The 24,337-nt window shown below is 34.0% G+C and carries 20 protein-coding genes and 1 rRNA gene; all 21 read right to left on the bottom strand.

Annotated elements, in window-relative coordinates; translation table 11 throughout:
- Positions 1 to 31: 31 nt before the first annotated feature.
- Positions 32 to 1,566 (bottom strand): 16S ribosomal RNA (locus FQB35_RS01315).
- A 559-nt stretch (positions 1,567 to 2,125) separates the two neighbouring features.
- Positions 2,126 to 3,601, bottom strand: coding sequence for a lysine--tRNA ligase (gene lysS / locus FQB35_RS01310; protein WP_148808185.1), 1,476 nt, complete (start codon positions 3,599 to 3,601; stop codon positions 2,126 to 2,128).
- Between the two features lie 18 nt (positions 3,602 to 3,619).
- A complete protein-coding gene (gene greA / locus FQB35_RS01305; protein WP_148808184.1) occupies positions 3,620 to 4,096 on the bottom strand; it encodes a transcription elongation factor GreA in 477 nt (158 codons plus the stop codon).
- A 252-nt stretch (positions 4,097 to 4,348) separates the two neighbouring features.
- Positions 4,349 to 5,311, bottom strand: a complete 963-nt coding sequence (gene dusB / locus FQB35_RS01300; protein ID WP_148808183.1) for a tRNA dihydrouridine synthase DusB — start codon at positions 5,309 to 5,311, stop codon at positions 4,349 to 4,351.
- A 99-nt stretch (positions 5,312 to 5,410) separates the two neighbouring features.
- Positions 5,411 to 6,181 carry a type III pantothenate kinase gene (locus tag FQB35_RS01295; RefSeq protein ID WP_148810723.1) on the bottom strand — a complete coding sequence of 257 codons (771 nt, stop codon included), beginning with the start codon at positions 6,179 to 6,181 and terminating at the stop codon, positions 5,411 to 5,413.
- 86 nt (positions 6,182 to 6,267) lie between these two features.
- Positions 6,268 to 7,257, bottom strand: coding sequence for a biotin--[acetyl-CoA-carboxylase] ligase (locus FQB35_RS01290; protein ID WP_148808182.1), 990 nt, complete (start codon positions 7,255 to 7,257; stop codon positions 6,268 to 6,270).
- Positions 7,258 to 7,347: 90 nt separating this feature from the next.
- Complete coding sequence (locus tag FQB35_RS01285; protein WP_148808181.1) at positions 7,348 to 8,487, bottom strand: sodium ion-translocating decarboxylase subunit beta; 1,140 nt, start codon at positions 8,485 to 8,487, stop codon at positions 7,348 to 7,350.
- A 40-nt stretch (positions 8,488 to 8,527) separates the two neighbouring features.
- Entirely contained in the window at positions 8,528 to 8,932 is a 405-nt protein-coding gene (locus FQB35_RS01280; protein WP_148808180.1) for a biotin/lipoyl-containing protein, read from the bottom strand.
- Between the two features lie 55 nt (positions 8,933 to 8,987).
- Positions 8,988 to 9,407, bottom strand: a complete 420-nt coding sequence (locus tag FQB35_RS01275) for an OadG family protein (RefSeq protein ID WP_148808179.1) — start codon at positions 9,405 to 9,407, stop codon at positions 8,988 to 8,990.
- A 33-nt stretch (positions 9,408 to 9,440) separates the two neighbouring features.
- Complete coding sequence (gene mmdA / locus FQB35_RS01270; protein WP_148808178.1) at positions 9,441 to 10,988, bottom strand: methylmalonyl-CoA decarboxylase subunit alpha; 1,548 nt, start codon at positions 10,986 to 10,988, stop codon at positions 9,441 to 9,443.
- A gap of 51 nt (positions 10,989 to 11,039) precedes the next feature.
- Positions 11,040 to 11,444: a methylmalonyl-CoA epimerase gene (gene mce, locus FQB35_RS01265; RefSeq protein ID WP_148808177.1), complete on the bottom strand. Its 405-nt coding sequence runs from the start codon at positions 11,442 to 11,444 to the stop codon at positions 11,040 to 11,042.
- 171 nt (positions 11,445 to 11,615) lie between these two features.
- Positions 11,616 to 12,545 carry a methylmalonyl Co-A mutase-associated GTPase MeaB gene (meaB, locus tag FQB35_RS01260; RefSeq protein ID WP_148808176.1) on the bottom strand — a complete coding sequence of 310 codons (930 nt, stop codon included), beginning with the start codon at positions 12,543 to 12,545 and terminating at the stop codon, positions 11,616 to 11,618.
- A 66-nt stretch (positions 12,546 to 12,611) separates the two neighbouring features.
- Positions 12,612 to 13,010, bottom strand: a complete 399-nt coding sequence (locus FQB35_RS01255) for a cobalamin B12-binding domain-containing protein (protein ID WP_148808175.1) — start codon at positions 13,008 to 13,010, stop codon at positions 12,612 to 12,614.
- Positions 13,011 to 13,060: 50 nt separating this feature from the next.
- Positions 13,061 to 14,737, bottom strand: coding sequence for an acyl-CoA mutase large subunit family protein (locus FQB35_RS01250; protein ID WP_148808174.1), 1,677 nt, complete (start codon positions 14,735 to 14,737; stop codon positions 13,061 to 13,063).
- A gap of 156 nt (positions 14,738 to 14,893) precedes the next feature.
- The gene (locus FQB35_RS01245; protein WP_148808173.1) at positions 14,894 to 16,387 is read right to left on the bottom strand and encodes an acetyl-CoA hydrolase/transferase family protein; all 1,494 of its coding nucleotides are present in this window, start codon (positions 16,385 to 16,387) and stop codon (positions 14,894 to 14,896) included.
- Positions 16,388 to 16,433: 46 nt separating this feature from the next.
- A complete protein-coding gene (locus tag FQB35_RS01240; protein ID WP_333473041.1) occupies positions 16,434 to 17,810 on the bottom strand; it encodes an aspartate-alanine antiporter-like transporter in 1,377 nt (458 codons plus the stop codon).
- A 208-nt stretch (positions 17,811 to 18,018) separates the two neighbouring features.
- Positions 18,019 to 19,353: a sigma-54-dependent transcriptional regulator gene (locus tag FQB35_RS01235; RefSeq protein WP_148808172.1), complete on the bottom strand. Its 1,335-nt coding sequence runs from the start codon at positions 19,351 to 19,353 to the stop codon at positions 18,019 to 18,021.
- Positions 19,334 to 21,511: a PAS domain-containing sensor histidine kinase gene (locus tag FQB35_RS01230; RefSeq protein WP_148808171.1), complete on the bottom strand. Its 2,178-nt coding sequence runs from the start codon at positions 21,509 to 21,511 to the stop codon at positions 19,334 to 19,336. The genes FQB35_RS01235 and FQB35_RS01230 overlap by 20 nt, the downstream gene beginning before the upstream one ends.
- Positions 21,512 to 21,620: 109 nt before the next feature.
- Positions 21,621 to 22,796 carry an NAD(P)-dependent malic enzyme gene (locus FQB35_RS01225; protein WP_148808170.1) on the bottom strand — a complete coding sequence of 392 codons (1,176 nt, stop codon included), beginning with the start codon at positions 22,794 to 22,796 and terminating at the stop codon, positions 21,621 to 21,623.
- Positions 22,797 to 23,363: a Fe-S-containing hydro-lyase gene (locus tag FQB35_RS01220; RefSeq protein ID WP_207707324.1), complete on the bottom strand. Its 567-nt coding sequence runs from the start codon at positions 23,361 to 23,363 to the stop codon at positions 22,797 to 22,799.
- A gap of 13 nt (positions 23,364 to 23,376) precedes the next feature.
- Positions 23,377 to 24,219, bottom strand: coding sequence for a fumarate hydratase (locus FQB35_RS01215; RefSeq protein ID WP_148808169.1), 843 nt, complete (start codon positions 24,217 to 24,219; stop codon positions 23,377 to 23,379).
- Positions 24,220 to 24,337: the final 118 nt, after the last annotated feature.

Below are 24,337 nucleotides of genomic sequence, written 5' to 3'. Positions count from 1 at the left end.
TAAACAGTGTAAGTTAAGCCTTTCTCCTTAGAAAGGAGGTGATCCAGCCGCACCTTCCGATACGGCTACCTTGTTACGACTTCACCCCAGTCATTGGTTTCACCTTCGGCAGCTTCCTCCAAAATGGTTAGATAGCTGACTTCGGGCGCCCCCAACTCCCATGGTGTGACGGGCGGTGTGTACAAGACCCGGGAACGCATTCACCGCGGCATTCTGATCCACGATTACTAGCAACTCCAGCTTCATGTGGGCGAGTTGCAGCCCACAATCCGAACTGAGACTGGCTTTTAGGATTTGCTCCGGATTACTCCTTCGCTTCCCGTTGTACCAGCCATTGTAGCACGTGTGTAGCCCAGAACATAAGGGGCATGATGATTTGACGTCATCCCCACCTTCCTCCGAGTTGTCCCCGGCAGTCTCTCTAGAGTGCCCATCCGAAATGCTGGCAACTAAAGACAAGGGTTGCGCTCGTTGCGGGACTTAACCCAACATCTCACGACACGAGCTGACGACAACCATGCACCACCTGTCTCTCTGTCCCCGAAGGGATTTCACCGGTTAAGGTTAATGCAGAGGATGTCAAGTCCTGGTAAGGTTCTTCGCGTTGCTTCGAATTAAACCACATGCTCCGCTGCTTGTGCGGGTCCCCGTCAATTCCTTTTGAGTTTCAGTCTTGCGACCGTACTCCCCCAGGCGGAGTGCTTAATGCGTTAGCTGCGGCACCTAAGGGGTTACCCTCAGACACCTAGCACTCATCGTTTACGGCGTGGACTACCAGGGTATCTAATCCTGTTCGCTCCCCCACGCTTTCGTGCCTCAGCGTCAGTTACAGTCCAGAGAGTCGCCTTCGCCACTGGTGTTCCTCCTAATATCTACGCATTTCACCGCTACACTAGGAATTCCACTCTCCTCTCCTGCACTCAAGCCAATAAGTTTCCAAGGCTTACTACGGTTGAGCCGTAGCCTTTCACCCCAGACTTTATCGGCCGCCTACGCACCCTTTTACGCCCAGTGATTCCGGATAACGCTCGCCCCCTACGTATTACCGCGGCTGCTGGCACGTAGTTAGCCGGGGCTTCCTCCTAAGGTACCGTCAGTTTTTCTTCCCTTAGGACAGAGCTTTTACGACCCGAAGGCCTTCATCGCTCACGCGGCGTTGCTGCATCAGGCTTTCGCCCATTGTGCAATATTCCCCACTGCTGCCTCCCGTAGGAGTCTGGACCGTGTCTCAGTTCCAGTGTGGCCGATCACCCTCTCAGGTCGGCTACTGATCGTCGCCTTGGTGAGCCTTTACCTCACCAACTAGCTAATCAGACGCAGGCCCATCCTATACCGATAAATCTTTGACTCATGTATCATGCGATACTAGAGTTTTATGAGGTATTAATCCCGGTTTCCCGAGGCTATCCCTCTGTATAGGGCAGGTTGCCTACGCGTTACTCACCCGTCCGCCGCTAAGCTTGTACAACTTCATCCAAAGAATCTGTCGTATTCGCTTCGCTCGACTTGCATGTGTTAGGCACGCCGCCAGCGTTCATCCTGAGCCAGGATCAAACTCTCTCAAAAAATTCGTTTATTGCTTCGCAATAACTCATGACGCCAACGAAATTGCTCACCATTGTTCACAATTTCCGTTGCTTAAAATCTTCGAGGTTAAAAATTATTGCTGGCTTAATTTCTTACACTGTGTAGTTTTCAAAGATCAAAATTATTTTCAACAAGTGACATATAATAATATATCATATTTAAAAGTTCATGTCAACTGGTTGTTTTAGGTATGTTTTTCCAGTTGTTGTATTAATAAATTTTCTAATATACATACATGACCAACAACGTTACTTACTATAACATAAATCGTTTTATAATTCAAGTATGTTTTAAAACTCACATTAACCATTATATGTACTTTCTTAGAAAATATTCATATTTTCTTTTGTTTTTTTGTAAAAAAAATTCTCATGTTATAATTTTCTAAACAAAAACATTTTTTTCAGACTTTTGTTTATGAGCGTTATTTTTCAATTCATTGATAAATATAACTTTGCCAGCAAACTCAACATTCTTTTTATTTTTCTTCTTAAAATTTCTTATCTCTAAAAATAAAAGCATAGGAAATCCTATGCTTTTATTTATCAAGTGGTTTCATCGTTGGGAAGAAAATTACGTCTCTAATAGTTGGAGAATTTGTAAGAAGCATTACAAGTCTATCAATACCAATTCCAATACCACCTGTCGGAGGAAGACCTACTTCAAGAGCATTTAAGAAATCTTCATCCATCATAGCAGTTTCATCATCTCCTAATTCTTTCTTTCTTAATTGATCTTCAAATCTTTCTCTTTGATCTAGTGGATCGTTTAATTCAGAGAATGCATTTGCAATTTCCCAAGTATTTGCAAATGCCTCAAATCTATGTGTATACGCTGGATTTTCTGGATCTCTCTTAGCAAATGGTGAAATTTCAACTGGATGATGCGTAACAAATGTAGGTTGTATTAATTTTTCTTCACAGAATTCCTCAAAGAATAAACTTATAATCTCTCCTTTGCTTGTTTCCTTTGTTACTTCGATTCCTTTTTCTTTTGCAATTTTTCTTGCTTCTTCATCTGTTTCTACTTCTTCAAAATTAATGCCTGTTTCTTCAGTAACCATATCTACCATTCTTACACGTCTCCATGGAGGTGTAAAATCAATTTCTTTTCCTTGGAATGTAATTTTTGTCGTTCCTGCTGCTGCCATTGCCATTTCTGCAACTACTTCTTCACACATTTTCATCATCACTTCATAATCTGCATAAGCCATATACCATTCGATTGTAGTAAATTCTGGATTGTGCTTTGGAGACATTCCTTCATTTCTAAACAATCTTCCAATTTCATATACACGATCAAGACCACCTACAACCAATCTTTTTAAATGTAGTTCTGTAGCAATTCTCATATACATATCAATATCTAATGTATTATGGTGCGTAATAAATGGTCTTGCATTAGCACCGGATGCTACTGAATCAAGGATTGGCGTTTCTACTTCTAGAAAATCACGATCATCTAAATATTTTCTTAATGCTTTGATAGCCTTTGTTCTAGCTATAAAAGTTTTCTTTACATCTGGATTCACAATTAAGTCTACATATCTTTGTCTATATCTTAATTCTTTATCCTTTAATCCATGCCATTTTTCAGGTAGTGGCTTTAGTGATTTTGAAAGTAATTTTACATCTGTTGCTCTTACAGATATTTCTCCTTGCTTTGTTTTAAAGACGGTTCCTTTAACCCCTACAATATCTCCTATATCATATGTAACAAATACATCATATTCTTCTTCACCAATAGCATCTTTGCGAACATAAGATTGAATTCTTCCTTGCTTGTCTTGTATATCGATAAAAGCAGCTTTTCCCATTGTACGTTTTGCCATTATTCTACCAGCAATAGATACTTCATTTCCTTCCATTGTTTCAAAAGTATCTTTTATATCTTGACTAAAATGGGTTTGGTCATATTTTTCTATCTTATATGGATCTCTGCCCATTTCTCTAAGTTTTTTAAGCTTGTCTCTTCTCACCTGCAATACTTCACTAAGATTCATTTCTTCACTCATCTTTTGTACACCCCCAAGTTATCTTTTTATTTCTAAAATTTCTAATTTTGCTATTCCATCTGGTACTTGCACATCTACAATATCTCCAACTTTTCCTCCTAATAAACTTCTTCCTACAGGAGATTCATTAGATATTTTTAATTCATAAGGATCTGCTTCTGCAGAACCTACAATGGTATATTCTACAATTTCATCAAAGTCTAAATCTTTTACTTTTACAGTTGTTCCAATACTCACAACATCTAATGATATTTCAGTTTCATCAATTACTTTTGCTTTTCTTAATGTCATCTCAAGCTTTGCGATTCTTTCTTCTACTTGAGCTTGTTCATTTTTTGCTTCATCATATTCTGAATTTTCGCTTATATCTCCAAAAGCAATTGCTTCTTTTATTCTCTCAGCTACTTCCTTTCTTCTAACAGTTTTTAAATACTCTAATTCATTTTCTATTTTGTTTAACCCTTCACGAGTTAATATAATCTCCTTCTCGCTCATTTATTTCCTCTCCTTTTCCGTAATTTAAAAGATTTGTTAATAATTATATGTCCCATGAATAAATTTATTCTAAAAAAACACTGGAAAACATTTCTATTGTACTACAATAAGCACTGTTATAACAGTGCTTTTTGGTAACACATAGGAAATTTTCAAAATTTTTTATTTTATTCATTACTGTATGCGAAATATTATAATCTACATAGTATCTATTGTCAAGCAATCAACCCAATATTTCCTATTACTTTTTCTTTATAAATTCCTTAGAAAATCATATAACATTTTTTCCATTTCCTCTTTACTTTCTATAGTATTCATTTTGCCTCGAATTGCTGCTGAATTTCTAATCCCCTTTAAATACCAACCCATATGTTTTCTAATCTCTCGAATCGCAATATATTCTCCTTTTTTTTCAATTAATATACATAAATGTCTTAAAGCCATTTGTATTTTTTCTTCTACCGTAGGATCCGCAAGTACTTCTCCAGTTTTCATATAATGAGATACTTTTTTAAATATCCAAGGATTTCCTTGAGCCCCCCTTGCAATCATAACAGCATCACAATTGGTTAATTCTTTCATCTTTATTGCATCTTCTACAGTAAAAATATCACCATTTCCAATAACAGGAATACCTACAGCCTTCTTAACCTCTTTAATAATATTCCAATCAGCTTTACCTGTATAGAATTGTTCTCTCGTTCTACCATGTACTGCAATAGCTTGTGCACCATTTTCTTCTAAAATTTTTGCCATTTCTACTGCATTAATATGGTCATCATCCCATCCTTTTCTGATTTTTACTGTCACTGGCTTATCAGTTGCATTTACCACTGCTTTTACAATTTTACCTGCTAATTCTGGATCTTTCATAAGGGCTGAGCCATCTCCATTTTTAACAATTTTAGGCGTAGGACACCCCATATTTATATCCAGTATTGCATTTTCATGATTATTTAGTTTTTCAGCAGCCCTTGCCATAACATCAGGTTCAGAACCAAATATTTGTAAGGCTACTGGTTTCTCTCTTTCATCTATCTGAAGTAATAATTCTGTTTTTTTATCGTTATAGTATAATCCTTTTGCACTAACCATTTCTGTATAAACTAAGCCTACTCCTTGCTCTTTACACAAAAGACGAAATGTTAAATCCGTCACTCCTGCCATTGGCCCTAAAAACACATTATTCTCTAAATTTACATTTCCGATTATCATATCTTCACCACCTACCTAATTTCTCTATAATAGTTTTAGGGCCATTTTTAGATACTATTCTAAAAAATGACCCTAAAACAAAAATAAATTATCATAATATTACTTTCTATTTCTTTCATATATTATTCTTAATCCCTCAAGAGTAAGTAATTTATCAATCTCATCTATTGTTTCAGATTCACTTGTAATAAGACTTGCAAGCCCACCTGTAGCAATTACCTTTGTATTGGGATCTTTTAATTCTTTTTTCATTCTACGCACAATATAATCTACAAGCCCTACATACCCATAAACCATACCAGATTGCATACTGCTTATTGTATTTTTACATATAACCTTTCCAGGCTTTACAAGTTCTACTCTTGGTAGCTTCGCAGCGTGTTGAAAAAGTGCTTCACTAGATATTTTAATTCCTGGTGAAATTGTACCCCCTAAATAATCTCCTTTTTCTGAAATGGCACAAAAAGTTGTTGCTGTTCCAAAATCAACAATTATCAATGGTCCCCCATACTTTTCATACCCTGCAACTGCATTTACAATTCTATCTGCTCCCACTTGTTTTGGATTATCATATTTTATATTCATTCCTGTTTTGATGCCAGGACCTATTACAATAGCTTCTTTATTACAATATTTTAACGCTGTATGCTGAAGTGTATACATAATCGGTGGCACAACAGATGAAATAATAACATCATCTACATCATTAAGACTTAACCCTTCATACTGGAACAATTGATTAATCAACATACCATATTCGTCTGAACTTTTAGCTTTATCTGTTGCAAATCTCCAATAAGTTAATAACTCTTCCCCTTCATATGCTCCTAAAACAATATTTGTATTCCCGACATCAAATGCTAATAACATTTCTTCGCTCAACCTTTCCATAGTGATTTTCCTTCTATATGTTATCATTTGCTTATTTATTTTGCAATACAAAAGTAAAGGCACTATTATACATAATCTGTAATCCCTCTGACAGATACCTCTCCAGATATTACTGTTTGCATCTCTCCAGATTCATTTTTTATTAGTAATTGTCCATCTTCTGTTAAATCTATAGCCTCAGCAATTATTTCTTTATCTCTGTTTTTAATTTTTACCTGTTTTCCTAAAGTCACAGAATATTTTTTACAAATATCAATGCTTTTTTTAATATTTTTATTTTCTATAAAGTCTAAATATAGTTTTTGAAATTCAAGAAGTATTTCCTTAACAATATCCTTTCTTGAAATCTCTTTCCCAACACAAGCTCTAATAGATGTTGCAATCTTTTTTACTTCTTCTGGAAATTCTTTTATATCTACATTTACATTAATTCCGATTCCTACAATAATGTAATTTACTGAATTTAATTCGGCACCCATTTCTGTAAGTATGCCACATACTTTTTTGTTGTGAATAATAATATCATTTGGCCATTTTATCCCCACTTCACACCCAGTCGCTTTTCTAATAGCATTAGCAACAGCAGCTGCTGTAATCTGAGTAATTTTAGCAGCTTCTGTTGGCTCAATATTAGGTCTTAATACAATAGACATCCAAATCCCTGTACCCTTAGGAGATATCCAACTTCTTCCTAGTCTCCCTCTTCCTCCTATCTGTTCTTCAGCAATAATCACTGTCCCATCAAAAGCACCCTCTGCTGCCATCTTTTTCGCTATCGTATTGGTAGAATCAACAGAATCAAAGTGATATATATGCTTTCCAATAAAATTACTTCCGATCTCTATTATCAGAGCATTTGGGTCTAATGTATCAGGTTCTTTCAAAAGACGATATCCTTTCCTTGAAATAGATTCTATCTCATATCCTTCTTCTTTTAACTGTTTTATATGTTTCCACACAGCCGTTCTTGTTACACCAATTTTGCGACTTAATTCCTCTCCAGAGATAAAAATATCTTTATTTTTCTTAAGTGCCTCTAAAACCTTTCTTTTCATCAATCAACACCCCATTAATCCTTATCATGTTTGTAACAGACACACCTTTGCAAAAAAAACAGGCAACCCCTTGGCCGCCTGTTTTATATTTTAACCAAACAATGAAAGCATAACCCCTGCTGCAACGGCTGAACCAATAACCCCTGCAACATTTGGACCCATAGCATGCATAAGTAAGAAATTTGAAGGATTTTCTTTTTGTCCAACAACTTGAGAAACTCTCGCCGCCATTGGAACTGCAGAAACTCCTGCCGAACCAATAAGTGGATTAATTCTACCACCTGAAATCTTATTCATAACTTTTGCAAGAAGTACACCTGCTGCTGTACCTACTCCAAAAGCTAATACTCCTAAGAAAATAATCTTTAATGTTTGTGATGTCAAAAATGCTTCTGCTGTTGCAGTAGCACCTACTGAAAGACCCAATAATATTGTTACGATATTAATTAACGCATTTTGTGCAGTATCTGCAAGTCTTCCTGTAAGACCACTTTCTTTAAATAAGTTTCCAAGCATGAGCATTCCGATTAAAGTAGCTGCCGGTGGTAACATTAAAGAAACAATCAAAGTAACCATAATTGGGAATAATATTTTTTCTGTTTTAGAAACAGGTCTTAACTGATCCATTTTAATCATACGCTCTTCTTTTGTTGTTAAAGCTTTCATAATTGGAGGCTGAATAATTGGAACTAAAGCCATGTATGAATAAGCAGCAACAGCAATTGCTCCTAATAATTCAGGTGCCAATCTAGAAGCTAAGAAAATTGCAGTAGGACCATCTGCTCCTCCAATAATTCCGATAGAAGCTGCTTGTTGCCCTGTAAATCCTAAAAAAATTGCTCCTATAAAAGTTGTAAAAATCCCGAACTGAGCTGCTGCACCTAATAAAAGTGCTCTTGGGTTGGCAATCAATGGACCAAAATCTGTCATTGCTCCTACACCCATGAAAATAATTGGTGGGAAAATTCCTAATTCATCTCCTTGAAAGAAATACCATAAAAGCCCACCTGGTTCTCCATGACCCCCATGTGGTAACATCATATTTGCATATGGTAAATTTGTTAAGAACATACCAAATGCAATTGGTACAAGTAATAATGGCTCAAAGCCTTTTTTAATGGCTAAATATAAAAGAACAAACGAAACGCCAATCATGACGATATTTAAAGGATGTTCTCCAAATCCTGCAAATCCGGTACTTTTCAAAAATTTTATGATAGTTTGTACCATTGCTACATCTCCTTTCTATTAAAGTTATAGGTAGCCGAAACTATCCGATTACTACCAATACATCTCCTGCATTTACAGAAGCACCCTTAGTTGTATTGATAGATACTACCTTACCGCTTGCAGGTGCCATGATTTCATTTTCCATCTTCATAGCTTCTAGGATTAACAATACTTGTCCACTTTCAACAGTATCTCCTTCATTCACTTTAATATCTAAAATTGTTCCTGGCATCGGCGCTGTAACACTATTTCCTCCTGCTGGTGCTGGTGCAGCTGGTTTTGGTGCTGGTGCTGGTGCAGCTGGTTTTGGTGCTGGCGCTGGTGCTGCTTTTGGTGCCGGTGCTGGTGCTGCTGGTCTTGCAACTGGTGCTGGTGATACTCCTCCTATTTCTTCTACTTCAACTTCATAAGTATTTCCATTAACAGTTATATTAAACTTTTTCATTTTTATAATCCTCCTCTATCTTATAAATTTCACCTAATTTACAGAATATCCTATTTTAAAATCTACTATTCATTTGCTCAATTCTACCCATTCTTCCCCACGCTGGCGTTATATCTTTCACTCTAGTAATATTTCTAACAACAATATTATGAGTAGAAGTCTGCAAGCTTGCAGCAATAGCTGCAGTAATAACTGCAACTAGTTCTTCTTCATTTTCTTTTTCTTCTTTTTCTACCTCTACTGCTGGTGCAATAGTTTTCTCTGGAGCTTGTACAACTTTTGTAGCTTCTTTTTTCGTTGAGTTAATCATTTTTGACATTAAAACAATTAATCCCCATAAAATACACAGTGCTACGAATGTTACTGCCATTCCTAGTACCATTACATATAAAGAAGCTAACATTTTTTCTCCAATAGATAGCTTTTGCATTAAATCAGGATTTGCAAATTTTTCTAGCAGCGATAAATTATCCATATTTTCACCTCTCTCTTCGGAGTATAACTGCTATTATAGAGGAATATTTCCATGTTTTTTAGCAGGTCTTACTTCTCTCTTTGATGCAAGCATATTGAATGCATCTACAAGTCTTGGTCTTGATGCACTCGGTTCTATAATATCATCCACATATCCTCTTTCTGCCGCTTTATAAGGCGTAGCAAATTCAGCTGTATATTCTTCAATTTTCTTCGCTCTTTCTTCTGCCGGATTTTCTGCGTTTTTGATATCATTTCTAAAAATAATATTTGCAGCCCCTTGTGGTCCCATAACTGCAACTTCTGCACTTGGCCATGCAAGCACTATATCAGCACCTAATTCTTTATTACACATAGCAATATATGATCCACCGTATGCTTTTCTCGTAATTAAAGTAACTTTTGGTACAGTTGCTTCACTATATGCATAAAGCATTTTTGCTCCATGTCTTATAATTCCACCATACTCTTGATTTGTTCCTGGTAAGAAACCTGGTACGTCTACAATGTTTAATAGTGGAATATTAAAAGCGTCACAAAATCTTATAAATCTAGCTGATTTATCAGATGCATTAATATCTAAACATCCTGCTAAAAATTTAGGTTGGTTTGCAATAATTCCAACAGTACTTCCATTTATTCTAGCAAAGCAAGTAATAATATTTTTAGCAAAGTATGGCTGCACTTCATAATAATCACCATCATCAACAATCCTAGTGATTACATCAAACATATCATATGGTTTATTAGGATTATCTGGTAATAAATCGTCTAATTCTGGTGAAATTCTGTTTATATCATCCTGTGTTTCATAAACAGGAGCAGTCTCCATATTGTTTGATGGTAAGAAGCTTAATAATCTTCTAATCTGCATTATACAATCTTCATCATTTGAAGCAACAAAATGAGCAACCCCACTTGTTGTATTATGAGTCATAGCTCCACCTAAAGCTTCTGCTGAAACATCTTCTCCTGTAACAGTTTTAATAACTTGCGGTCCCGTAATAAACATCTTACTAGTTTTATCTACCATGTATATAAAATCTGTTATTCCAGGAGAATATACTGCTCCACCTGCAGAAGGTCCCATTATTGCTGATATTTGAGGAATTACTCCTGAAGCAATCGTATTCCTGAAAAATATTTTTCCATAACCTGAAAGTGCATCTACACCTTCTTGAATTCTTGCTCCACCTGAATCGTTAATTCCAACAACAGGCGCTCCCACCTTTAGAGCATTATCTAATACTTTACAAATCTTTGCCGCATGCATTTCTCCTAAAGAACCACCAATTACTGTGAAATCTTGAGCATATGCATAAACTAATCTTCCATCTACCATACCATATCCTGTAACAACACCTTCACCTGGAGATTCTTGCTTCTCCATTCCAAAATTTGTACATCTATGCTTTACAAAAGCATCCAATTCGACAAAAGTACCTTCATCAAATAATAAGTTTATTCTTTCTCTTGCTGTTAATTTTCCTGATGCATGTTGTTTTTCTATTCTTTTTTGGCCACCACCAAGCATGATTTTTTCTTTTCGTTTGCGCAAATCTTCTATTTTGTTATTTGCCATTTGTCTAACCTCCTATCACCTATGGATCTACAAATACATTGCAGATTTAAATTACTCTCTTTCGCTTAATTCTACTAGGACACCATTTGTACTTTTTGGATGACAAAAAGCTATTTTTGCACCACCAGCACCATATCTTGGTTTTTCGTCTATCATTCTAACGCCTTTTTCTTTTAATTCTTGAATTGCTTCTTCAATATTTGGCACTCTAAATGCAATGTGCTGAATGCCTTCACCTTTTTTTTCAATAAACTTAGCAATAGGTCCATCTGGGTCTGTTGACTCTAAAAGTTCAACTTCAGTATCTCCTACAGGTAAAAATGCTACCTTTACTTTTTGTTCTTCCACAACTTCAGTTCCTTGTAATTCTAGTCCAAGAATATCTTGGTAAAATTTTAATGTTTCATCAAGATTTTTTACAGCAACTCCAATGTGGTCAACTTTTAATACTTTCATTTTTATCCTCCTTATGTATTTTACGGGCATCATTGTTTATGGGCATTATTTTTTATGGGCATCATTAGGGTAATTATACCTCAATTACCCTTACCCCATGATACAATAAAATTTTGTATTTTGCAACAATACTTGCAATATTTCATTTGTTTGAATTTTTAAAAATATTTGCTACTTAATGTTCTTTAGAATAGATTCTGCAGCAGAATAAGGATCCATTTTTCTTGAAGCCACTTCCTCTGCCAATTGATTCACCATTTCTTCTTTTTTAGATTTGTCTAATATCATATTAATTAATTTTTGCTGAGTTAAATCAATAATTTCAAGCTTACTATTTTCTGATCTTCGCCTTTGAAGCTTTCCTGTTTCTTTTAAATAGTTCATATGACTCTTTATATGATCTAGCAATTCCTCTATTCCTTTATTATTAATTGCTATCACCTGTTGTACAGGCGGTCTCCAATCAGATTGATTAAAGTCAAGCATCATTTCAATTTCCGTTGCTGTTCTTTTAGCTCCATCTCTATCTGCCTTATTTACTGCAAATACATCTCCAATTTCCATGATCCCTGCTTTTATAGCTTGAATATCATCACCAAGCCCTGGTACCATTACCATAAGGGTTGTATCTGCATTCTTAGCAATATCAACCTCTGACTGGCCAACCCCTACTGTCTCAATAAATATATAGTCAACACCATATATATCCAAAATCTTTACAGCTCCTTGCGTTGCCTTAGAAAGCCCTCCTAGATGGCCTCTTGTTCCCATGCTTCTTATAAAAACACCTGGATCAGTGCTTAATTCACTCATTCTTACTCGATCACCTAAAATAGATCCACCTGTAAAAGGACTTGTAGGATCAACAGCAATAATACCTACTGTTTTTCCTTCTTTTCTTAAAGCTTTTACAAGTTTATCTGTCAATGTACTTTTTCCTGCACCTGGAGGTCCTGTAATCCCAATAACATGCGCATTTCCTGTTTTATGATAAAGTTTTTTTAGTATTTCAACCGCTTCCGAATCATGGTTCTCAACCATCGAAATCAATCTTGCAACCGCTCTTTTTTCCCCTTTCAATAATCTTTCAGCTAAATTCATTTGCCCCACCGCCTATTAATTACAGACCACAGACAAAAGTCTGGGTCTGCTTACAGTTTATTTTTATTATTTTCTCTTAACATTTGCTTTTATAAAATCTATTGTTACTGAAGTCGGCGTTCCAGGTGTAAATACTTCTGCAATCCCTTTTTCTTTCAAGAAAGGAATATCATCATCTGGAATAACCCCTCCACCGATTACCAAAATATCTTCTGCATTTTCAGCTTTAAGAAGTTCAACAACTTTTGGAAGCAATGTATTGTGCGCTCCTGATAAAATACTCATAGCAACACAGTCTACGTCTTCTTGAATAGCTGCACTTACAATTTGCTCTGGTGTTTGTCTAAGACCAGTATATATAACCTCCATCCCTGCATCTCTTAAAGCTCTTGCAATTACTTTTGCTCCTCTATCATGTCCATCAAGGCCTGGCTTTGCAACTAATACTCTAATAGGTCTATCCATTGATTTTTCCTCCTCCATTTAATCTTCCCGAAACTTTTTTTATTTTTTTATTATAGTTGTACACTTTGTTGATACTCACCAAATACTTCTCTCATTACACCGCATATTTCTCCTAAAGTAGCATATGCTCTTACTGCATCTAGGATATATGGCATTAAATTTTCATCTCCTTGGCAAGCACCTCTTAAAGCTTCTAGTTTTTCTTTTACTTGTTCATTATCTCTTTTTGCTTTTAATTCTTGAATCTTTTTCTTTTGTAATTCTCCAACAGAAGGATCAACCTTTAATAATCCCTTAGGTGGTTCTTCTTCGATTTTGAATTTATTCATACCAACAATGATTCTCTTTCCTGTCTCAATATCTCTTTGATAATTATATGCAGCATCCATAATTTCTTGTTGGATATATCCCATATCAATAGCTTTTGGTGCTCCACCTAATTCATCAATTTTTTTGATGTATTTCATAGCTTCTTCTTCAATTTCTTTTGTTTTTGCTTCAATATAGTATGAACCTGCTAATGGATCCACTGTATCTGCAACACCACTCTCATATGCTACAATTTGTTGCGTTCTTAATGCTACTCTAACAGAATCTTCTGTAGGAAGTGCTAATGCTTCATCTTTTGAGTTTGTGTGTAAAGATTGCGTTCCACCAAGCACTGCTGCAAGCGTTTGGATAGCAACACGAACAATATTATTTTCTGGCTGCTGTGCAGTAAGTGTTGAACCACCTGTTTGTGTATGGAACTTAAGTGCCATTGACTTAGGTTTTTTCGCTCCAAATCTTTCCTTCATAATTCTTGCCCATAATCTTCTCGCAGCTCTATATTTTGCAACTTCTTCTAAAATGTCATTATGTGCATTAAAGAAGAATGAGAGTCTTGGTGCAAATGTATCCACATCAAGTCCTGCTTTAATTGCTGCTTCAACATATGCAATACCATCAGCTAATGTAAATCCAACTTCTTGTGCAGCCGTTGAACCTGCTTCTCTAATATGGTACCCTGAGATACTGATTGTATTCCATTGAGGAACTTCTTTTGAGCAGTATTCAAATATATTTGTAATCAATCGCATAGATGCTTCTGTAGGGAATATATATGTTCCACGAGCAATATACTCTTTTAAAATATCATTCTGAATTGTACCTCTTAGTTTATCAGGTGTTACGCCTTGTTTTTCTGCCACTGCAATATACATAGCAAGAAGTACTGACGCTGGTGCGTTAATTGTCATAGAAGTAGAAACTTTATCTAGTGGAATACCATCAAATAAAATCTCCATATCTGCTAATGAATCAATAGCAACTCCAACCTTTCCAACTTCTCCTTCTGCTAGTGGATGATCGGAGTCATAACCTATTTGTGTTGGAAGATCAAATGCAACGGAAAGCCCCATTGATCCTTGTTCAATTAAGTACTTATAACGTTTATTGGATTCTTCAGCCGTAGCAAATCCTGCATACATACGCATTGTCCAAAATCTACCTCTGTACATAGTAGGTTGAACCCCTCTAGTATAAGGATAGCTACCTGGCATACCTAAATCAGTTTCATAATCAAAATCTTCAATATCAGCAGGTGTATAAAGTCTATTTACAACTGCTCCTGAACCACTTTCAAATACTTCTTTTCTTTCAGGTCTTTTTTTAATTGTTTCTGCTACCTTTTCATCATAAGCTTTAAAGCTTTCTTTAATTTTGTCTAGTTTTTCTTTTTGAAACATTTTTCTCCTCCTCTTTTAAAGAAAATGTATATCTATATATATTTTTAGCATACCATAAATTAGAATATTTTGTACTGAGTTTTTATAAGTATAAATGTATACTTTCTGTTATATAACATGCATGTGCATAAATATAATCCAAATTAAACCAAAACCTTATTTCATTGTTCCTGTTTTTAAAAATTTTTCATGCCAAGATAAAGCTTCTCCGATTAAATGAGGTTCATGCTTTAACTTTCCATTTTCTGCTCTTTCTAGATAATCCATTAATCTATCTTTATAATCAGGATGTGCACAATTTTGAATGATTTTTCTTGCCCTTTCTCTTGGCGAAGTACCTCTTAAGTCTGCTAACCCCTGTTCTGTAACAACTACCATTACATCATGTTCTGTATGGTCTACATGTGAAACCATAGGCACTATGGAAGAGATATCTCCATCTTTAGCTGTTGAAACAGTTGTAAATATAGATAAATATGCATTTCTAATAAAGTCTCCTGATCCTCCTATACCATTCATCATGCGTGATCCCATAATATTTGTTGAATTAACATGCCCATATATATCTACCTCAATAGCTGTATTCATAGCAATTACACCTAATCTTCTAGCAACCTCTGGACTATTACTAATTTCTTGTGGTCTTAAAATAATATGTTTTTTATATTTATCTATATTTTTATGAAATCTTACCAATCCCTCTTCTGAAGGTGTAATAGCTGTAGTAGAAATCACACTAGCTTTTCCAGCATCTATTAAATCTAGCATAGAATCCTGAAGAACCTCTGTATAGCAGGTTAGATTACTAAAAGGTGAATCAATAAGTCCTCCCAATACAGCATTTGCAACAGAGCCTACTCCAGATTGTAATGGTAATAAATCCTTAGGAAGTCTTCCCATTTTTACTTCATGCTGTAAAAATTCCATAATATAACCTGAAATTGCTCTAGCATTTTCATCTATTGCCCCTAAAGGTCTAACTTTGTCCGTTATATCCGTCACAACTATTGCAGCAATTTTTTCAGGATCACATGGTATATAAGTAGTTCCTATACGATCTGCTGCATGTTCAATAGGAATAGGTTTTCTATTTGGTGGATTTTCAGGTAAGTAAATATCATGCATTCCTTCTAAAGCCATTGGTTGACTAGTATTTATCTCTACAATCACTTTATCTGCTAGCTTAACAGCTGTTGGAGAAATCCCTACAGAAGTAGAAGGAATAATTCCTCCTTCTTCTGTAATAGCTACAGCCTCCACTATTGCAACATCTATTTTTCCAAGGAACCCATAACTCATATACTGTGGAAGATGACTAAGATGCATATCCTGATACATAATACTTCCACTATTTATTCCATTTCTCATGTCTTTGTGAGTTTGATATGGAAATCTTCTTTTGATTATACCTGCTCTTGAAAGACTTCCATCTAACTCGTCCCCAACAGAAGCACCTGTTATAAGCGTTATTCCTACATTTTCACCATTTTCTATCCTTTTACTCAAAGCTAGAGGTACTGCCTTTGGATATCCTGAAGGAGTAAATCCACTAGTTGCTACAATCATTCCATCTAAAATCATATTTGCAGCTTCTTTAGCTGACATTATTTTGCATTTTAAATCTTCTCTTCTAAGTCTTCCTTCTAACATATTATTTCCTCCTTACATTGATAATAAAACTTATGTTAATCATTCCCTACATTGGCATATTATGAAGGAGTATTGTGAAAATTACCATTCCTAGTAATGCAAATGGATAAGTTGCTCCATATCCTGCTGCCGGGTCATCACAACCTGCTGCCTCAATAGCAGCTCCTAGTCCTGGTGTTGAAGTCATTCCCCCACATATTGCTCCAGATAACATAATCCAGTTAATCTTAAATACATATCTTCCAATGAAGAATCCTAAAAGCATAGCAACAACTCCTACAACAAGAGATACAATAGCTAAATATCCTCCTGTTCCTAAAAGAGCATCAAATACTTTAAATCCATATCTTAGTCCCACTATTGCTAAGAAAAAAGCCAATGCAAGTTGTCTTATAACACCTAAAATTTTATTGTTCATCCTAAAATTCATAAATCCAATTTTTCCTATATATCCAAGGATTAAAGCTCCTATTAAAACCCCTCCTGTAGAACCAAGACTAAAATATCCTAACGGTCCTAAGAATATTTTTATTTTACCTATGGTATATCCTACAAAGCAAGCAACAGAAAAGGCAATCAAATCAAATGATGTTTCTTCTATATCTGAAGTAACTGCTGCTTCTGCTCTCACTTTATTCATTTCTTTTCTTAAATCCTCAAGCTCTTTTTTTGCATCAATTCCAAATATTTTAGGGAAAAAGTTTACTGCAATAATTACAATAATTACACCAAATGGATATCCAATAGCATGCCCTACTCCAATACCAGCTTCAGCATTTTTTACAAACTGTGCTTTTTGTTCATCTGTTAATGTAGGTGTATTTTCTGGAGTAAGTTTTCCTGAAGGATCAAGTAGTTTTAAAAATCTTTCTTTCTCATTAGTATCTAATGATTCATATTTTTCAACCCAATCAGTAGAATGTCCCCTTGCAGTTTCAATCGCTGCTGCAAGACCAGGAGAACTTGTTAGTGCACCAGTATATACCCCTGATACTTCATATGGATTCGCATCACTACTTATAATCGTCATTCCATAGGTAGCTGCAGCCCCTAAGAATGTAATGATAAACCCTAAAACAACAAATTTCGCTCCATATTTTTTAAGAACCATTCCCATATCCTTTGCTGCTAATAACCCTACTGCAGCAACGAATAAAACTAAAAATAAAATAAAGAAATTTTTACTAACAACGCTTGAAGCAATTAACTTTTGAGCTGCTTTATATCCTGCATCTGTTTCTTTGAACCCCTTTGCAAACTTAAGTACCCACCAACCTATTACAAGACCTGTAAACAATGTGCCAGATACTCCAAAATTAAATTTTCCAAATTTAATTTTACCAAATAACAAACCTGTAAATACAGATATAAACATCAATACAAATGGATTTGTAATCCAAGCTACCAAATCAAATTTCATCATTTTTCTCCTCCTTTAATATCTTTTATACTTTATAATGCCCAAATAAAAATTTTCTATCTCTTTTCCCAATTCACCCCCTTATATTTTATATTGCAAATACTGTTCCAATTATATATATATTGAAAATGTTTTCCTCGCTCACTTAAGCTCGCATAAACAAAAACAAAAGTGGTAAAAAATTTACCACTTTTGTTTCAAATGTTTCCACTTACTTATGAATACTGTACTTTTCAATTTTTCGCCTTAAAGTTACTCGTGAAATCCCTAAATCTCGTGCCGTTTTTGAAATATTCCAATTGTTTTTTTGCAGTGTTTTATGAATCATTTCCATTTCTACTGATTCTAAATTGCTACCTATAAAGGCATTACTATCTTTTGTACTCTCATAGCTAATAATATTTTGAGGCAGATTCTCTACATCAATCCATTCATCTTCTTGAAAAATCATAACTCTTTCTACAAAATTTTTTAATTCTCTAACATTTCCTCTCCATTCATAGTTTTCACAGATTTCAAGAGCTTCCTTTGTTATTCCCTTTACACTTTTATTTAAACTTTTATTATATTGACTAATAAAATAGTTAATTAATAATTCTATATCCTCTCTTCTTTCTCTCAATGGTGTTGTATATATAGGAACTACATTTAATCGATAATACAAATCTTCTCGAAAATTTCCATTTTCTATTTCCTTTAACAAACTTTTATTGGTTGCAGCAATTACATTAGCCTGAAAAGCAATCTCCTTTATTCCTCCAATACGGCGAAACTTTTTTTCTTGAAGAACTCTTAAAAGTTTTGCCTGAAGCATTATATCCATATCACCAATCTCATCTAAAAATAATGTCCCTCCATTAGATTCTTCTATTAATCCTTTTTTTTGCTGTTTTGCATCTGAAAAAGCTCCTTTTTCATATCCGAACAATTCACTTTCTTGTAAATTTTTAGGAATTGCAGCACAATTTAGAGCAATATAAGGTTTATTTCTTCTTATCCCATTAAAATGTATTGCTTTTGCAATAATTTCTTTACCTGTTCCACTTTCCCCTTGAATTAATATGAATGTATCATAAAGCATATTTCCTACTTTTTTTGCAATCTCCTTTACATTTTGTATAGATTTACTTTTCCCAATAATCTCTGTTTTATTTTCCTCTCCTTGATCAGACAGCTCTTGTGATTTTTTTATATATTTTAAATGATCCTCTATGCTTTCTTTCATTTCTTCCATATTAAAAGGTTTTGTAAAATAATCATTCGCACCTAATTTCATTGCCTCAACAGCTAATCTTACCTCACTAATATAGGTAATCATAATCACAATGCAGTTTTTATCTTTTTTTCTTATTTCCTTTAAAACTTCTATTCCGTTTATCCCTGGTAAATTTACATCAATAATTGAAATATCAGGTTTTTCCCTTCTAAAAATTTCTATTCCTTCTTCTCCTGAAGCTACTGCAAAGATTTTTACTCCTAACTTACCTAAAGCAACACGCAATGATAGTCGAATACTTTTTTCATCATCAATAATTAGTACTTTCATCTACTATCTCTCCCTTGAAGCATAATGTAAATTCCGTATATTTATTAATTTCACTTTTTACTGAAATGGTTCCTTGATTATCTGTTATAATCTTATAAACAATTGCTAAGCCTAATCCTGTCCCATCTTCTTTTGTCGTAAAAAATGGATCAAACATTTTCTCTATAAATTCTTCTTTAACCCCTTCTCCATTATCTCTTATAGAAACAACAATAGATTTTTTATCCTCCTCACATACTTTAACGTTAATCTTAATAATTCCAAATGTATCTACAGCTTGTACGCTATTCTTTAAAATGTTTACAAAAGCTTGTCTAACAGCAGATGGATTTACTTTTATAAATGGTATTTCACTTGGAAACTGGGTAATTACACGAATATGTTTATACTTCACTTCAGGGTTTAAAATATTTAATGCACTATTTATAATATGCAGTATATTTACAGAAACTTTTTTATCTCTATTCATCCTTGTAAATTCTAAAAAATTGATTACAAGATTGTTCAAATCATTCACTTCTTCTCTTAATGTAGCAATTAATTCATTCCTTAATTCCTCTTCTTCTATATTATCCTTTAACACTTCAATCAAATTTGTCATACCAGCCAAAGGATTTCCTATCTCATGTATAATAGATGAAGATAATTCTCCAATTGTTTTTAGTCTATCTTCTCTTCTTAGCTGTTGTTCTAACATTTTAATCTGTGTTAAATCTTTCATTAAGCAAACCAATCCAATATTTTTTGATTGATCATCATATATAGGAGAGACAAGCATACTAACAGGAACTGCTGGTCCTTTGCTCTTTTGAATCTTATATTCTTTTTCAGTCATACTTCTTTCTTTTTTATATTCATCAAAAATATTCTTAGGTAGATTTAGAACTTCTATTAATTCATGTGAATCCTTTCCAACTATTTTTTCACTTTTAATTCCAGTAATTTTTTCTGCCGCTTTATTAAAAATTACAATCTTATTTTCATCATCAATCACAATAATTCCACTTCCAGCACTTATTAATATATTGTTTAAATATTTGCTCGTATCTCTTTCTTTTTTATGAAGTTCTTTTAAATCATTCATTTTTGCACTCAATTCTTTGCTCATACTGCAAAAGGCAAGCTCTAACTCTCCAATTTCATTATTTTTTGTTACTCTAAATCCTTTCATTCCTTGATGAATATCATTCGTTAGTTTTCTTACATAAGTCACTAACTTCTCAATAGGATCTGTTATAGTATAAGCTAAAGAAATACTAAGCAAGAAAGAAACAGCCATAATGACCACAATTAAAGGGATTAACTCTCTTTGTATTTCCTTGATTTCTTTTCCAATATATTCTTCATCTTTTTCAACAATAATCATTCCTTTATAATTTTCAATTTTACTAAAAGACACATAGACCCTGCGAAAGCCATCTTCATATTGTCCTATTCCTTTGTCATATTTTTTTGAAATTTCTTCTATTCCCATAACCCTATCTTGTATTTGAATATTTCTTTTTAATGTAGTTTCTTTCAGTATTCCCTTATGATCTGGACTGACTAATATTTTTCCATCCTCATCAACTACATATATTTTTCCATCATAAGATTGCTGTGTTTTATCAACAAGTTTACTTATAGCCATTAAGGGGACGCCCCCTCCTATAATTCCCTTTACTTCTCCAGTAAAATAGTCTAAAATAGGCGAAACAATCATAATATGGGGTTGATTTAATATACTGCTTATAAAAACTTTGCTAGTATAAGTTTTTTTATTTTCTATAATATATTTATAATATTCTCTTTCTACATAATCTCTCTTTCTAATAATATCACTATATGGAATGCTATAAGTAATTCTTCCATTCGGTGTCATATAAAACATTACATCTAGCCATCTATAACTTGTATAAACCTTATTAATTTCCTTTTTTATTTTTTCCATATCTTCTAAATCCGCATTTTTGGCTACATATTCAACTGTATTTTGTGCATCTATCAAATATTGATTAACCTGATCTGAAAGCATATTAGCAATCATATTATTTTTATGAATAATATCTTCTATGATTTGTTTGCTAAATATCCTATATGTTACATACGTACTGCTTAAAACAGTAAACACTGCTAAGCTAATGATCAATATAGGTATTTTGACTTTTAAGCTCTTCATAATCTCCCCCTTTAGACTTTCTATTATATCTATTTTATAAAAGATTCAAAAAATTTTCCATCAAAAAAAAGAACCTTCATTGGTTCTTTTTTGATTTATGTACATCATTTTAAATTCTCGCTACCCCATTTTCTCTAGCCGTTTTCATAACAGCTTGCGCTACTGCTTTAGCAACTTCTTTATCTAAAGGGTTTGGAATAATATTATCTACACTTAATGTATCTTCTTTTAAAGCATTTGCAATAGCATAAGCAGCACTAATTTTCATATCTTCTGTAATCTGTCTAGCTCTTACATCTAGTGCACCTCTAAATACTCCTGGAAATGCCAATACATTGTTAATTTGATTTGGATAATCTGATCTCCCTGTTCCTACAATAAATGCACCTGCCTCCTTTGCTTCTTCAGGCATTATTTCAGGAACAGGATTTGCCATGGCAAATACAATTGCTTTTTCTTTCATAGATGCTACCATTTCTTTTGTTACAATGTTTGGTGCTGATACCCCTATAAATACATCTTTATTTTTCATAATTTCCCCTAAACTTCCCTTTTGTTTTTTCTTATTCGTTACTTTTGCAATTTCTTCTTGAGCCCAATTTAAGCCCTTTGCTCCATCATAAATAGCACCTTCTTTATTACAAAGAACAATGTCTTTTACACCCACTCTTAATAAAATTTTTGCAATGGCAATACCTGCTGACCCTGGTCCATTGATTACCACTTCAATATCTTCTATTTTTTTGTTTGCTAACTTTAATGCATTAATTAAACCAGCTAATACTACAATGGCTGTTCCATGTTGATCATCATGAAATACAGGAATATCTAATTCTTTTTTCAATCTTTCTTCTATCTCAAAACATCTAGGTGCAGCAATATCTTCTAAATTAATTCCCCCAAACATAGGCTCCATTAATTTTATGGTTTTTATAATTTCTTCTGTATCTTTTGTATTTAAACATATAGGAAAAGCATCCACATTTGCAAAACTCTTAAATAGTACAGCTTTTCCTTCCATTACAGGAATTGCTGCATAAGCTCCAATATCACCAAGCCCTAATACTGCTGTTCCATCACTCACTACCGCTACCATATTTCCTTTTGCAGTATAATCATACACAGCTTCTCTATTTTTATTAATAACTCTGCAAGGCTCTGCAACTCCAGGGGTATACGCAGTAGATAAATCATCCTTATTTTCTAAAGCTACTTTACTTTCTACTGAAATTTTTCCCTTATTTTCCTTATGTAAGGTTAAAGCTAGTTCATTATAATCAGGCATTTACTTTTCCTCCTCTGTTACTTCATATTTTTTTCTCTCTGTTTCATAAAGATTGTTTCCTTGACTATCAATTACAACAATTGCCGGAAAATCTTCTACTTCTAATTTTCTAATGGCCTCTGTTCCTAAATCTTCATAAGCAATAACTTCTGCTTTTTTGATGGCATTAGCAATCAATGCTGCAGCCCCTCCAATTGCAGCAAAATATACAGCTTCATTTTTTTTCATTCCATCTATTACCTTTTGGCTTCTTAATCCTTTTCCAATCATTCCTGTTAAGCCCTGTTCTAATAAAGGAACTGTTAAATCATCCATTCGATAGCTTGTAGTAGGCCCAGCAGAACCTATAGGTTTTCCAGGTTTTGCTGGAGACGGTCCAACATAGTATATAACTGCATCCTTTACAGGGAAAGGAAGTTTTTCTCCGTTTTGAAGGGTTTTTATTAATCTTTGATGAGCAGCATCTCTTCCTGTATATATGGTTCCTGATATATAAACAGTATCTCCTGCTTTTAGCTCTTTTACCTTTTCCTTTGTTAAAGGAGTAGATATTTTCTTTATAATCATATTCTCACCTCACTTATAGAATAACTTCTTCATGTCTTGCAGCATGACAGTTTATATTTACTGCTACAGGCAATCCTGCTATATGGGTAGCAAAATCTTCCACATGCACAGCTAAAGCTGTTGTATTTCCACCTAAACCTTGAGGCCCTATACCTAAATTGTTAATTTTTTTAAGAAGGGTTTCCTCTAATTCTCTTAAGTGTTCTTTCTGATTATATGTTCCTATTGATCTAGTTAATGCCTTTTTAGCAAGGACAGCTGCTTTATCAATTGTTCCTCCTATACCAACACCTACAACAATAGGGGGACATGGATTCGGTCCCGCTTCTTCAACAGTTTGAAGAACAAAATCTATCACACCTTCTACCCCATCAGAAGGCTTAAGCATCTTTGTTTTACTCATATTTTCACTTCCAAATCCTTTAGGTGCAAGGGTTATTTTTACCTTATCTCCTTCTACAATATCATAATAAATAATAGCAGGAGTATTATCTTTTGTGTTTTCTCTAATTAAAGGATCTTTTACTACTGATTTTCTTAAATAACCATCTTTGTACCCTCTTCTAACCCCTTCATTAATAGCTTTTGTAATATTTCCTCCAAAGAATTGTACTTCTTGTCCTATTTCAACAAAAATTACTGCCATCCCAGTATCCTGGCAAATTGGCATTTCTTCATTTCTCGCAATTTCTGCATTTTTTATTAAGTTTTTAATAATTTCTTTTCCAACAGGAGAGCTTTCTCTTTCTTTTGCTATTTCAAAAGCTTTTTTCACATCTTCTCCTAAAAACAAATTAGCTTTTATGCTCATTTCTCTTACTGCATCTTCAACCCTCTTTACATCCAACCTTCGCATAATTTCCCACTTCTTTCTTTTTATTTTTAAAAATTTTTATAATCTTTGTTTATTATTCATTATACCCTAAATTTATATTGAACAAAAATATTTATCTAAACAAAAAAGAACCTTTTTC

It is taken from the genome of Crassaminicella thermophila (assembly GCF_008152325.1).
GTDB lineage: Bacteria > Bacillota > Clostridia > Peptostreptococcales > Thermotaleaceae > Crassaminicella_A > Crassaminicella_A thermophila.
This window is presented reverse-complemented; position numbering and strand designations above follow the sequence as displayed.

Excerpts from the sequence above, each read along its gene's own strand:
- FQB35_RS01295 (WP_148810723.1), bottom strand. The coding sequence starts at position 6,181 with ATGTTATTAGCATTTGATGTCGGGAATACAAATATTGTTTTAGGAGCA.
- mce (WP_148808177.1), bottom strand. The coding sequence starts at position 11,444 with ATGAAAGTATTAAAAGTTGACCACATTGGAGTTGCTGTAAAAAATCTT.
- FQB35_RS01235 (WP_148808172.1), bottom strand. The coding sequence starts at position 19,353 with ATGAAAGTACTAATTATTGATGATGAAAAAAGTATTCGACTATCATTG.
- FQB35_RS01285 (WP_148808181.1), bottom strand. The coding sequence starts at position 8,487 with ATGGTACAAACTATCATAAAATTTTTGAAAAGTACCGGATTTGCAGGA.
- FQB35_RS01255 (WP_148808175.1), bottom strand. The coding sequence starts at position 13,010 with ATGGATAGACCTATTAGAGTATTAGTTGCAAAGCCAGGCCTTGATGGA.
- FQB35_RS01290 (WP_148808182.1), bottom strand. The coding sequence starts at position 7,257 with ATGAAAAGAAAGGTTTTAGAGGCACTTAAGAAAAATAAAGATATTTTT.
- dusB (WP_148808183.1), bottom strand. The coding sequence starts at position 5,311 with ATGATAATCGGAAATGTAAATTTAGAGAATAATGTGTTTTTAGGGCCA.
- greA (WP_148808184.1), bottom strand. The coding sequence starts at position 4,096 with ATGAGCGAGAAGGAGATTATATTAACTCGTGAAGGGTTAAACAAAATA.
- FQB35_RS01275 (WP_148808179.1), bottom strand. The coding sequence starts at position 9,407 with ATGGATAATTTATCGCTGCTAGAAAAATTTGCAAATCCTGATTTAATG.
- FQB35_RS01225 (WP_148808170.1), bottom strand. The coding sequence starts at position 22,796 with ATGCCTGATTATAATGAACTAGCTTTAACCTTACATAAGGAAAATAAG.
- mmdA (WP_148808178.1), bottom strand. The coding sequence starts at position 10,988 with ATGGCAAATAACAAAATAGAAGATTTGCGCAAACGAAAAGAAAAAATC.
- FQB35_RS01250 (WP_148808174.1), bottom strand. The coding sequence starts at position 14,737 with ATGTTTCAAAAAGAAAAACTAGACAAAATTAAAGAAAGCTTTAAAGCT.
- FQB35_RS01220 (WP_207707324.1), bottom strand. The coding sequence starts at position 23,363 with ATGATTATAAAGAAAATATCTACTCCTTTAACAAAGGAAAAGGTAAAA.
- lysS (WP_148808185.1), bottom strand. The coding sequence starts at position 3,601 with ATGAGTGAAGAAATGAATCTTAGTGAAGTATTGCAGGTGAGAAGAGAC.
- FQB35_RS01230 (WP_148808171.1), bottom strand. The coding sequence starts at position 21,511 with ATGAAGAGCTTAAAAGTCAAAATACCTATATTGATCATTAGCTTAGCA.
- FQB35_RS01215 (WP_148808169.1), bottom strand. The coding sequence starts at position 24,219 with ATGCGAAGGTTGGATGTAAAGAGGGTTGAAGATGCAGTAAGAGAAATG.
- FQB35_RS01245 (WP_148808173.1), bottom strand. The coding sequence starts at position 16,387 with ATGTTAGAAGGAAGACTTAGAAGAGAAGATTTAAAATGCAAAATAATG.
- FQB35_RS01280 (WP_148808180.1), bottom strand. The coding sequence starts at position 8,932 with ATGAAAAAGTTTAATATAACTGTTAATGGAAATACTTATGAAGTTGAA.
- FQB35_RS01240 (WP_333473041.1), bottom strand. The coding sequence starts at position 17,810 with ATGATGAAATTTGATTTGGTAGCTTGGATTACAAATCCATTTGTATTG.
- meaB (WP_148808176.1), bottom strand. The coding sequence starts at position 12,545 with ATGAATTTAGCTGAAAGATTATTGAAAGGGGAAAAAAGAGCGGTTGCA.